Raw genomic sequence first — 12,581 nt, 5'->3', positions numbered from 1 at the left:
ATGTTTTTATTTCAAAGATAATAGAATTAACGAGAAAGTAGGCATAAAAAAATCCGCGTAGAGCGGATTTTAGTATGAGTTAGAAAGGAACGTCGCTGTCGTCGTCATGGTTCGCCCTACTTCCAAATGCTTCATTTGGCGTAGGCAAACTTCTTGGGGTTGTAAATGGATTTTGGTCGTCTAAATTCATTTTAGAAGGCAAATCGTTGTAAGCGTCGCCGTAGCTTTCTAGATTATCAAACTTACCGAGATTACCGATAAACTTCAGACGTATATTTTCCAAACTACCGTTACGGTGCTTGGCGATAATAAACTCTGCTTGACCGTCTGTAGGCGAATGTTCGTCGTCGTCCCACTCATCAATTTTGTAGTATTCTGGTCGGTAAATGAAGGAAACAATATCGGCATCCTGCTCAATCGCTCCCGACTCCCTAAGGTCAGAAAGTAGTGGTCGTTTACTTGTACCACGCGTTTCCACGGCACGAGACAACTGCGAAAGTGCAATTACCGGAACCGCTAATTCTTTGGCCAATGCCTTTAAGTTTCGAGAAATGGTTGAGATTTCTTGTTCCCGGTTTCCTCCTCCTTTACCATTACCTCCGGCAGTCATTAATTGCAAATAGTCGACAACAATTAGCTTAATTCCGTATTGTGAAGCCAAACGTCGGGACTTAGCTCGTAAATCAAAAATAGAAAGCGAAGGCGTGTCATCAATATATAAAGGAGCTTTCTCCAAATTTTTAACCTTGATACTTAGTTGTTCCCATTCGTGTTTTTCTAATTTTCCTGTTCGAAGTTTCTCGGAAGACAAACCAGTTTCAGAAGAAATCAAACGGGTGATTAATTGTACAGAGGACATCTCTAATGAGAATAACGCTACAGGATGCCCAAAGTCAATGGCTATATTTCGTGCCATAGAGAGTACAAATGCCGTTTTTCCCATACCTGGCCTAGCTGCAATAATAATTAAATCACTCGGTTGCCATCCAGAAGTTACTTTGTCTAAAAGTTCAAAACCGGTGGCTACACCACTTAGTCCCTCTTTTCCTGCAATTTCTTCAATCCGCTTCTTTGCTTGAATTACCAAACTTTGTGCGGTTTCGGAACTACGTTTAATATTTCCTTGTGTTACTTCATACAGCTTTGATTCGGCTTTATCCAACAAATCAAATACATCCGTACTTTCATCGTAAGACTCTTCAATTATTTCCGAAGATATTTTTATCAAACTTCGCTGGATAAATTTCTGTAGAATAATACGTGAGTGAAACTCAATATGTGCCGATGAGGATATCTTTTGCGTAAGCTGAATCAGGTAGAAATCACCACCCGCTAATTCGAGCTTTGCATTCTTCTTCAACTGTGCAGAAACTGTTAATAAGTCAATAGGCTGTGTATCGGTGAATAACTGTACAATTGCCTCAAAAATATGCTTGTGAGCGTCTTTGTAAAAAGCATCGGGTTGCAAAATATCAATCACTTCATCGACCCCTTTTTTGTCAATCATCATCGCTCCCAAAACCGCTTCTTCTAAATCGAGCGCTTGTGGCGGGAGTTTTCCTTTTTCCAAATTGATAATCGTAGTTTTATCTACTTTTACCGAGCTCATATTTCTGACATTTTCCATACTGCGAATGTAACTTAAAATAAAAAATTATTGGAAATGAGTTGTCATTTCCAATTGTTAATAACTAACAAAAAATTGTTAATAAGCCAAAAAAAATCCGTCTCGTAGGGCTTTGCTTCCTGAGACGGATTTTATATATATTTAATAGAATTACTCTTTAAATTCGCCCATCTTACTGTATTTATCCATCCTTTGCTCGATAAGTTCAGGTGTTGATAAATCTTTTAATTGATTGAAAGATTTCAGAACATATTCTTTTACATTTTTGAAAGCAGTCTCACGGTCGTAATGAGCTCCACCAAGAGGTTCTGGAATAATTTCGTCCACCAATTTTTGTTTCTTCATGTCAGTAGAAGTCAATTTAAGTGCTTCCGCCGCTTTTTCTTTGTATTCCCAACTTTTCCACAAAATTGAAGAACATGATTCAGGAGAAATTACGGAGTACCATGTGTTTTCCATCATCATTACTCGGTCTCCCACTCCAATTCCTAAAGCACCACCTGAAGCTCCTTCACCAACAATTACGGTAATGATTGGAGTTTTAAGTCGCATCATTTCAAAAATATTTCTTGCAATAGCTTCTCCTTGACCCCTTTCTTCTGCTTCTAATCCTGGATAAGCTCCCGGAGTGTCGATTAACGTTAAAACAGGAATGTTGAACTTCTCTGCCATTTTCATTAATCGCAACGCTTTACGGTATCCTTCTGGATTTGCCATACCAAAGTTACGAAACTGACGTGTTTTGGTATTGTATCCTTTTTGTTGACCCACAATCATGAATGATTGACCGCCAATTTTTCCTAAACCACCTACCATTGCTTTATCGTCTTTAAAGCCTCTGTCTCCAAAAAGTTCCAGAAAGGTGTCGCCACATAATGCACGAATGTGATCCATAGTATACGGACGATTTGGATGCCTAGAAAGTTGAACACGTTGCCACGCAGTCAGATTTTTGTAAATCTTCTTCTTAGTTTCTTCTAGTTTTTTTTCAATCTGTTTGCAGGTGTTGGTAACATCTACATTGGATTCCAGACCAATAACTTGACATTTGTCTAATTGGTCTTCAAGTTCTTTTATCGGAAGCTCAAAATCTAAATATTCCATAGGATTTGTGCAAAATTTAATATTGTTAGAAGTACAAAGATAAAATATAAAATGGGGAACGAAAGATTTTTTTCTGAAATTTGAAAATCATTCTTTATTGTAAATTTGCGTCTGGCAAAAGATTTATTTGAGTTATGTAAATAATTGCGTTAAGGATGGAAGCGGCATCCTTTTGCGGAACAAAAGATACAGCGAACACCCTGACCCGTAGTCTTTACGAAGGGGAACGCCCAAATAAATAGGGTGCTTTTTAAATTTAGAAATTAGGAATCAATGGCGGTTTTTTTTCCTTTAATTTTGTTTTTAATTATACCGTTCAGAATTACCGTTGCTAAAATGATGGCGGAACCAATATAAAAAGGCATGCTCATTTTTTCATCTTCACCAATAATAAAATAGGCTAATAAGATTCCATAAACAGGTTCAAGATTTGTGGTTAACATCACCGTATAAGGAGACAAGCGTTTCATAACGTGAACTGAAGCAGTGAAAGCATAAGCGGTACAAATAGAGGACAGCAAAAGTATTAACATCCAATCTTCACCTGAAACTTCAAAAAACTTGGCATTGAATTTACCTTCAAAAAGCAAATAAACAGACACAAAGAGAAAACCTGCAAAAAATTCGTAGACCGTGATAACCGTTGAATCGTGTTGCTTAATTAATTTCCCATTAAAAAGTGTAAAGAGTACACCCACAAAAACCGAAAATAAGGCATATAAAATTCCTTCAAGGTACTTCACTTCCACTTGCATTATGATGAATAATCCTGCAATTATTATCAATCCGAAAAGCACTTCGTACCACAGCATTTTCCGTTTGTAAATAATAGGTTCTAGAATTGACGCGAAAAAAGCCCCCATTGAAAACATCGCTAATGTGATGGAAACATTGGAAACATTAATGGCTTTAAAGAAATAAATCCAATGTATAGCAATTAAAAATCCGACGAGAATCAGTTTAGAAATTGCTTTTAACGGAAGTTTGAACGACTGCTTTTTATATACCAAGTAAATGGCTAAAAAGATTCCAGCCAAACCCATTCTGTACCACACTAAGGACGCTTCACGAATGGTGATTAATTCACCCAAAACAGCTGTAAAACCCCAGATAAAAACAATAAAATGTAAACTGAGGTAACTTTTTAAGTAATTATTTTCTTGCATTTCGAAGTAGGAATATTGCTAAAATACCGAAGGATATATTTGGAATCCAAACCGCTATAAGTGGTGGAATGGTTGATTTTTCAGCTAAAACACCGAAAATTTTATCAAAAAAGATGAAGGTAAAAGCTAAACCGATTCCGATGGCGAGATTCATTCCCATTCCACCACGGCGTTTCATGGAAGAAACAGCAACTGCAATAATGGTTAAAATAAATGCCGATACCGGAATACTGTATTTTTTATATAAAACCACCAAATAAGTATTGATATTGGAGGAACCCCGTTCTCTTTCTTTGTCGATAAATTTATTTAATTCACCTAGAGAAAGTGTTTCTGCCACGTAAACAGTTGGCGTTAAATCCTCTAACTCAAAACTAAAAACAGTATCTTTTTTCTGCTGCACGTCAATTTTATCATCTAAAACTCCAATTGTTCGTTTTGTATAGCCAAACATAGTATACGTACTGTCTTTCGCGTTCCACTTGATTCTGGTAGCTGCTATTTTAAATTCTAACGTATTGTCTTTATTAAATTTTTCTAAGGAAAAACTAAAGGCCGTATTATTGACTTGATTGAAGCTTCCAACATATAAGTAAGTTTGGCTGTCTATCTGTCTGAAAACATCAGCACTTTCCCGCATGTTGTTTCGTCCATTTCCTTTGAGGTACATGTATCGGAAATTATTAAACCCTTCACTTGCTTTTGGCACTAGAAAAAATCCCATCAACAAAGCAAAAACAGAGACGATGGAAGCTCCGATAATATAAGGTCGTAGGAATCGATTAAATGAAATTCCAGAACTCAAAATTGCGATAATTTCTGTATTGTTAGCTAACTTTGACGTAAACCAAATCACTGATAAAAACAGAAATATTGGAAACAATAAATTTGCAAAATATACGGTAAAATCAAAATAATACATTGCAATTTTGCTAAACGCCACTTTATTTTGCAACATTCTATTTACTTTTTCGGACACGTCAATTACAATTCCAATGGGAATAAATAAGAGTAACATGACACTAAAAGTAGCCAGATATCGCTTTAAAATATATTTATCAATAATGTGCATCCCTAAACTTTTTTATCTTAAAGTCTTTGATTCATTTGTTTCACCATCATTTCTTTCCAGGTTCTAAAATCGCCTTCAATGATGTGTTTTCTTGCTTCACGGACTAACCACATATAAAAACCAAGGTTATGAATTGTAGCAATTTGCTTTCCTAAATATTCGTTTGCAGCAAACAAATGACGCAAATAGGCTTTGGTATATTCCGTGTCGACAAAAGTGTGTCCCATTTCATCCACTGGTGAAAAATCAGCTTCCCACTTTTTATTTTTAATATTTATAGTTCCATGCGCTGTAAACAACATTCCGTTTCGAGCATTTCGGGTTGGCATAACACAGTCAAACATGTCAATTCCTAATGCAATATTTTCTAAAATATTTATTGGCGTTCCAACGCCCATAAGGTATCTAGGTTTATCTTCAGGAAGAATTTCTGTTACCACTTCAGTCATGGCATACATTTCTTCGGCCGGTTCACCTACTGAAAGTCCACCAATTGCATTTCCTTGTTGGTTAGAATTTGCAATATATTCTGCAGATTGTCTTCTTAAATCTTTATAAGTGCTGCCTTGAACAATTGGGAAAAAAGTTTGTTCGTAACCATATTTATAAGGAAGTTTGTCCAAATGATTGATGCAACGGTCTAACCATCTATGCGTCATTTTCATCGAACGTTGTGCATATTTATAATCGCAAGGATAAGGCGTGCATTCGTCAAAAGCCATGATGATATCAGCTCCAATCGTTCTTTGGATTTCCATCACATTTTCCGGTGTAAAAAAGTGATACGACCCGTCAATATGTGATTTAAATTTGACACCTTCTTCTTTAATTTTGCGATTAGCAGAAAGGGAATAGACTTGGTATCCTCCAGAATCAGTCAAAATAGGACGGTCCCAATTCATGAATTTGTGTAATCCTCCTGCTTTTTCAAGGATTTCTGTTTTTGGCCGTAAATAAAGATGGTAGGTGTTTCCAAGAATAATATCTGGATTTATTTCTTCCTTTAATTCACGTTGGTGTACCCCTTTTACAGATGCAACTGTTCCCACAGGCATAAAAATAGGCGTTTCTATAACACCGTGATCTGTAGTAATACTTCCCGCACGTGCTTTGGACTGCGGATCTTTTGCTAATAAGTCAAACTTCATAAATATGATTTTCTGCCTGTGGAATTAAGTGGGCAAATATAAGTGATTTATCGCTTATGTATCAGGAATGTTTGTCTAAATTAACAAATTATAAACGCAATTATTTTATACTTGGAAAAGTAAAAACGTAAAAAAACCATCAATAAATTGATGGTTTTTTACTTAAAAACAAATACTCAAAAAGTTTAAAAATTATAGCCAACTCCTAAATAATAACAGGTAATTTAGTATCCCCAAACCCTAAAAGTTCCATTGTTATCTTAATTGTTTTCAATAATTTTACGTTTCTCAACTGAAGTTTCATCCGCTTTTACTGCTTCACTTTTAAAATTCAAAAACAAGATTGAAAAACGTAAACTTTCCCTTTATTTAATACCATAAAACTACTATTCATTACTATACGTAGCAATACGTCATTTGCCGTATAATTTATAATCACGCGATTTCCTTGGCTCTTTTCGCAGCTATGAAACTTACAAAAACAATCTGAAAACCGTGAAATAACATCACAGGAAGAAGCATAATTCCAACAAATGGCAAATGAGCAAACATGATTTTAGACATCACAGAAGCATGAATAAGTGATTTTTTAGAGCCACAAAATAGAATTGCAATACTATCTTCCCTATTAATATCCAGGCGGTAACAGACAAATTTCAACGTGTAATAAACAAACCAAAAGAGTAAAATCACAGCCATTGCAAGTAATAACATATCCACAATACCAATACTACTAAAAATTCCATTTAAGAACGATTCTGAAAAACTTTTGAATACAATTAGTAAAATGATGGATTTATCAAACGTACTTATTTTAGCAGCATGCCGAATGGCCCATCCACCAAAAAAGCGTTGTAATAAAATTCCTAGAATAAGCGGAACGATAATTTCAGTAATCAAATTGAAATAAATTTCGCTAAAATCAAAGTCCATAGTTTCGACTTGGATAAAATAACTCATCCAAATTGGTGTAATCAAAATACCAATGATTCCGGAAAGACTCGCATTAAATATTGCAGCTGGAACATTTCCCTTTGCTACAGCAACCATAACCACAGAAGCTGAAACAGATGAAGGCAAAGCTGCTACGAAAAATACCGCCAACCATAAAGTATGTGCGGTATCGGTCCTTATAAACGGATAAAAAAGCAAGACGATTAAAGGAAACAAAATAAATGTCGCCGACTGAACAATCAAGTGGACTTTCCAGTTTTTTATTACTTCCTTTATGATAGTGTAATTCAATTTCAACCCATAAAAAAAGAAAATCAGCGAGATTCCTACGCCACTAACTCCTAATAAAATAGGTTTAACCATTTCTTTATTTCCAAAAAACGGAAATAAATAAGCTAATAAAACGGTTGACATTATAGCTAATACAAACGGTTCAATCCTAATTTTTTTTAGCATAAGTCAGGGAAAATTTTACCGGGATTCAATATTTCATTTGGGTCAAAAACGTTTTTAATGTTTCGCATCAAGTCCATTTGTACTTTCGAAAAAGCAATGTCCATATAATTTTTCTGAACGTAGCCAATGCCGTGTTCACCAGAAAGTGTCCCTTTTAAAGAAACCGTTAATTCAAAAATTTCTCTGATTCCTTTTGGAATTTCTGTCTGCCAATTTTCGTCACTCATATTTTCTTTGACAATATTCACATGTAGATTCCCATCACCTGCATGACCATAACAAACCGATTTGAAACCGTATTTTTTACCAATTTCTTTGATTCCCAATAGCAATTTAGGCAATTCATATCGCGGAACTACGGTATCTTCTTCTTTATAAATCGAATTTGATTTTACAGCTTCGCCAACGGCACGACGCAATTTCCACAAGGCATTTTTTTGTTCTTCTGAATCGGCAAAGAGAATTTCATCGATTTCAAATTGCTCTAAAACCACGCTTATTTTCTCCGCTTCGTTGAATAATATTTCCGGATAATTCCCGTCAACTTCAATCAATAAATGGGCTTGAATTTCATCTTTAATTTCCACATTTACACCATCAATATATCTCAAGGTCCAATCAATCGCATCGCGTTCCATAAATTCCAATGCACTTGGAACAATTCCGGCGTGAAAAATTTTAGCAACAGCTTCACAAGCCTGATTGGCATTGAAAAAAGGAACTAACATTAATATGGTATGTTGGTTTTGAGGTAATAATTTTAAAACAATTTTAGTAATCACACCCAAAGTTCCTTCACTTCCCACCATCAATTGCGTCAGATTATAACCTGTTGAATTCTTAAGTGTATTGGCACCTGTCCAAATAATTTCGCCCGACGGCAAAACCACTTCCAAGTTTAATACATAATCTTTAGTCACTCCATATTTTACAGCTCTTGCTCCACCGGCATTTTCAGCAACATTTCCACCAATCCAGCAACTTCCTTGCGAACTTGGGTCGGGTGGATAAAACAAACCTTTCTCAGCAACAGCTTCACGCAAAACTTGAGTAATTACAGCAGGTTCAACGGTGATTTGCAAATTATTCTCGTCGATTTCGAGGATTTTATTCAAGCGTTCCATTGCCAAACCAATTCCTTGATGAATGGATAAGGCACCACCGCTTAATCCCGTTTGACCACCAATTGGCGTTACTGGAATCAAATGTTCGTTAGCCAGTTTTAGTATTGCACTAATTTCAGCTGTATCGGCAGGTTTTAGTAAAACTGATGGTGGAAAATTATAATCTTCCGTTTCGTCGTGGCCATAGTTTCGCCGTGTTTCTTCATCGGTAAAAATAAAATCAGACCCGACAATTTGAGTAAGTTTCTCAATAATTTCAGGCGATATAAGTCCGTTTTTCATAGTATAGTTATAACAGAGAAGGGTCTATAAAAATTTAAGATTGAACAAAGTTAAGAATTTAATCTCGCAAAGGCGCGAAGACGCAAAGCTTTGACTGCTATTCTTTGCGACTCTGCGACTTTGCGAGACCATTTAAAAGTGAAATCCTGAATATAATTATGTAAAAAAAAGAAAAAACTTATAATTATTTCTTCTTTAAATTTGGTAGAAACAAAGCAACAATTCCAATTAAAGGTAAATAAGCACAAAGTTGATAGATGTAAGTGATACTTGTTTCATCTGCTAAATTACCCAATAATGCCGAACCTAATCCCCCCATTCCAAAAGCAAATCCGTAAAATAAACCAGAAACCATTCCCAGTTTTTTAGGTAATAATTCTTGTGCATAAACCAAAATGGCTGGAAAGGCAGATGAAATAATCATTCCAATTACGACTGATAAAATTCCTGTCCAAAACAAATCGGCAAATGGTAACATTAAAGTAAAAGGGGCAGCTCCCAAAACAGAAAACCAAATTACGTATTTTCTTCCAAATTTATCTCCCAAGGGTCCACCAAGTAAAGTTCCAACAGCCGAAGCCGCTAAATACCAAAAGAGATGAAATTGAGCATCTTGAATGGAAAGTTGGAATTTATCCATTAAATAAAAAGTATAATAACTGGAAATACTTGCTGTGTAAAAAAACTTGGAAAAAATAATAACCAATAGTAGCAGTACTGAAATATTTACTTGACTTCTAGTCAAATCAGGCAAAACAATAACTGCTTTATTTTTAGCTCTTAAAATCAAATGATTCTGGTACCAAAAAGCAATTCGATATAATACAAAAAGTGCCATTAAAGCAATAATAGCAAACCAGACGATGTGATGTTGCGATCTTGGAACAACTATAAAAGCGACTAATAAAGGTCCAATAGCCGTTCCTGCATTTCCACCAAGTTGAAAAATAGATTGGGCCAAACCACGCTTACCACCCGAAGCTAAAAAGGAAATCCGAGACGATTCAGGATGAAAAATAGACGAACCAATTCCAACTAATACCACCGCTACAAGAACGATATTAAAACTTGTAGCATATGCCAAAGTTATAATTCCTGCAAGTGTAAATAACATTCCGTACATCTGCGAAAATGGCTTGGGATGTTTATCGGTATATAATCCTACAATTGGCTGTAAAATTGACGCCGCCAATTGATACGATAAGGTAATCAAACCAATCTGTGTAAAAGATAAATTGTAATTTTCCTTTAAAATAGGATATGCCGCTGGGATAACGGCTTGCAATAAATCACTGAATAAATGGGCAATGGCAACTGCAAATAAAATGGGATAAACGGTTTTTTGCACCACTTCATTTTGTATCCCTGAACTTGTTTTATTTTCTATTTCCATAAATATTTAAAATGTCTGTAAAATCCAATACCAAAAAGCTAACGTCAAAAAAGAAATTGGAATTCCGAAACCAATCATCATACTACTCAATTTTGGTTTTAAACCATAAGTGGACGCTAATATTGATGCCGTAATCATTGGTGCCATTGCCGCTTCCATAATCGAAACATCCATAATTAATCCGGTTTTCCCTAAAATAATTATATATACAAAGTAAAAAATAGCAGGTGTCAAAAATAATTTAAAAGCCAATCCTAATGTTAAAAATCCCCAATGTTTACTTTTTCGTTCAAAAGTAAGTTGAAGTCCAACAGCAATTAAAGCGATAGGTGTAACCGTACTTCCTAACTTTTGAAAAACCGATTGTAATTCTGTTACAAAGTCATATTGAAACACATTAAATAATGCAGCAATTGCAAAACCAATAAAAGGCGGAAACAACAGAATTTTCTTTACAATCATTGATGCACTTGCTTCTCCTCGGGAATAATACGAAGCGACCAAAACACCTAATGTTGCCAAAACCACAAAAGTTCCGGGTTGGTCAATAATAATTGCGGTTTCCAATCCTTGCTTTCCATACAAAGCTTCAATTACGGGAAAACCAACAAAGGCCGTATTTCCCAGACCTCCGGTTAAAACCAAACAACCGATTAATTTTTTTGACCATCCTAACTTCCTTCCCAATATTGAAAAAAACAGAAAAGAAAGTACAAAACCAACCCATGGAACCGCCAATGAATAAAGTAAATCGCTACTGATTTGAATCTTTGGAATGTAAAATAAAGCCAATGCAGGAAGCGAGATATAAATCACAAATTGATTTAAAACCTGATGGCTGTTTGAAGGGAAATCCTTGATTTTCTGGAGAAGAAAACCAATGATTAAGCAAACAAAGATTAGAATGATATTTTCCATAGTGTTTATGAGGATGCAAAAATACTACTATAAAATTGCATGGCGCATTTTTAAGTAATTTTTATAAATTGCCTTTTGCTTCTAATTCCAGTATTGTTTTTTGAAACCTTATCTCTTTTCAGTACTTTTACTTCTCAAAACAAAAATGTGAAAAATTTCGCTCCACAAACATCTGCTTTATCTGAAAAACAAGGCGTTTCAACTCCTGAAATTGTCAACAAAAATTCGGTTGCTACTATTCAAAACTTTCGTAGAAAACAACCTTCAGCGGATGAATTGATTAGCGGTATTCTAGACGGAAATATGACGGCATTAAGTCGGGCGATAACTTTGGTTGAAAGTGCCAATATGGAGCATTTAGCTAAAGCCAATACGATAATCAATGAGTGTTTGCCACATTCTAAAAAGTCAGTTCGGATAGGAATTACAGGTGTTCCAGGTGTTGGAAAAAGTACATTTATTGAAGCGTTCGGACTTCATCTGACAAGTTTAGGTAAAAAAGTGGCCGTTTTAGCGGTTGACCCAAGTTCAACAATTTCGCACGGAAGTATTTTAGGAGACAAAACCCGAATGGAAGAATTGGTGAAGGACAAAAATGCATACATTAGACCGTCAGCTTCTGGTGCTACTTTAGGCGGTGTGGCGCGAAAAACCCGTGAAACTATCACGCTTTGCGAGGCAAATGGATTTGAAATTATCATTATCGAAACTGTTGGTGTAGGTCAAAGCGAAACTGCGGTTCACAGTATGGTTGATTTTTTCTTGCTTTTAAAAATTTCAGGAGCCGGAGATGAATTACAAGGAATTAAGCGAGGTATTATGGAAATGGCTGATGCAATTGTCATCAATAAAGCAGACGGCGATAATATAAAAAAATCGCAATTGGCAAAAGTAGAATTCAATCGGGCATTGCATTTATTTCCTGCTAAAAGTTCGGGTTGGAATCCAAAAGTGATGACGTGTAGTTCAATTACTAAAGAAGGAATTGAATCGGTTTGGAAAACCATTTCAGATTATTTAGAATTGACTACTTCCAATCATTATTTTGAAGAAAAACGTCAAGACCAAAATCAATATTGGATGATGGAAACCATTGAAGAACAATTGAAAAATGACTTCTACAATGATTCTAGTATCAAAAAGCTTTTGCTAGAAAATAAAAAAGCAGTGCAAAAAAATGAATTATCACCTTTTGCAGCTGCTAGTATTTTATTGGAACACTATTTTAAGAGTAAAAATTTCTACACAGATTAGCACGAATTTTCACTAATTTTTTTGGCCACTGATTGAAAAGATTTACACAGATTTAACAACTACGTTAAAAATCATTTTAATCT

The 12,581-nt window shown here is 35.3% G+C and carries 10 protein-coding genes; 1 reads left to right on the top strand and 9 read right to left on the bottom strand.

The genetic code is table 11. The features are described from left to right. Positions 1–79 precede the first annotated feature (79 nt). The 9 genes from dnaB to ACQ5J2_RS09110 all read right to left on the bottom strand — a co-directional run bounded on the left by dnaB (position 80) and on the right by ACQ5J2_RS09110 (position 11,244). A complete protein-coding gene (gene dnaB, locus ACQ5J2_RS09150; RefSeq protein ID WP_432670103.1) occupies positions 80–1,627 on the bottom strand; it encodes a replicative DNA helicase in 1,548 nt (515 codons plus the stop codon). Between the two features lie 150 nt (positions 1,628–1,777). After that, positions 1,778–2,731 (bottom strand): acetyl-CoA carboxylase carboxyltransferase subunit alpha, encoded by a 954-nt coding sequence (locus tag ACQ5J2_RS09145; RefSeq protein WP_432670102.1) that lies wholly within the window; start codon positions 2,729–2,731, stop codon positions 1,778–1,780. Between the two features lie 263 nt (positions 2,732–2,994). Then, complete coding sequence (locus ACQ5J2_RS09140; RefSeq protein WP_432670101.1) at positions 2,995–3,897, bottom strand: DMT family transporter; 903 nt, start codon at positions 3,895–3,897, stop codon at positions 2,995–2,997. Further along, a complete protein-coding gene (locus tag ACQ5J2_RS09135) occupies positions 3,884–4,969 on the bottom strand; it encodes an LptF/LptG family permease (RefSeq protein ID WP_432670100.1) in 1,086 nt (361 codons plus the stop codon). Before ACQ5J2_RS09135 ends, ACQ5J2_RS09140 begins: the two co-directional genes overlap by 14 nt. 17 nt (positions 4,970–4,986) lie before the next feature. After that, positions 4,987–6,117 carry a tRNA guanosine(34) transglycosylase Tgt gene (gene tgt, locus ACQ5J2_RS09130; RefSeq protein ID WP_432670099.1) on the bottom strand — a complete coding sequence of 377 codons (1,131 nt, stop codon included), beginning with the start codon at positions 6,115–6,117 and terminating at the stop codon, positions 4,987–4,989. Positions 6,118–6,552: 435 nt separating this feature from the next. Further along, positions 6,553–7,527: a bile acid:sodium symporter family protein gene (locus tag ACQ5J2_RS09125; protein WP_432670098.1), complete on the bottom strand. Its 975-nt coding sequence runs from the start codon at positions 7,525–7,527 to the stop codon at positions 6,553–6,555. Beyond that, complete coding sequence (locus ACQ5J2_RS09120) at positions 7,521–8,933, bottom strand: FAD-binding oxidoreductase (RefSeq protein ID WP_432670097.1); 1,413 nt, start codon at positions 8,931–8,933, stop codon at positions 7,521–7,523. Before ACQ5J2_RS09120 ends, ACQ5J2_RS09125 begins: the two co-directional genes overlap by 7 nt. Before the next feature lie 184 nt (positions 8,934–9,117). Continuing rightward, entirely contained in the window at positions 9,118–10,326 is a 1,209-nt protein-coding gene (locus tag ACQ5J2_RS09115; protein ID WP_432670096.1) for an MFS transporter, read from the bottom strand. 6 nt (positions 10,327–10,332) lie between these two features. Then, on the bottom strand, positions 10,333–11,244 hold the full coding sequence (locus tag ACQ5J2_RS09110; protein ID WP_432670095.1) for an AEC family transporter: 912 nt from the start codon (positions 11,242–11,244) through the stop codon (positions 10,333–10,335). Between the two features lie 147 nt (positions 11,245–11,391). On the opposite strand from ACQ5J2_RS09110, the gene meaB reads away from it, so the two are divergent. Beyond that, positions 11,392–12,498 carry a methylmalonyl Co-A mutase-associated GTPase MeaB gene (gene meaB, locus ACQ5J2_RS09105; RefSeq protein WP_432673289.1) on the top strand — a complete coding sequence of 369 codons (1,107 nt, stop codon included), beginning with the start codon at positions 11,392–11,394 and terminating at the stop codon, positions 12,496–12,498. Positions 12,499–12,581 lie beyond the last annotated feature (83 nt).

It is taken from the genome of Flavobacterium sp. SM2513 (assembly GCF_050908145.1).
Lineage (GTDB): Bacteria > Bacteroidota > Bacteroidia > Flavobacteriales > Flavobacteriaceae > Flavobacterium.
The sequence above is the reverse complement of the archived record's forward strand: the minus strand, read 5'-3'. Positions and strand labels throughout refer to the sequence as shown.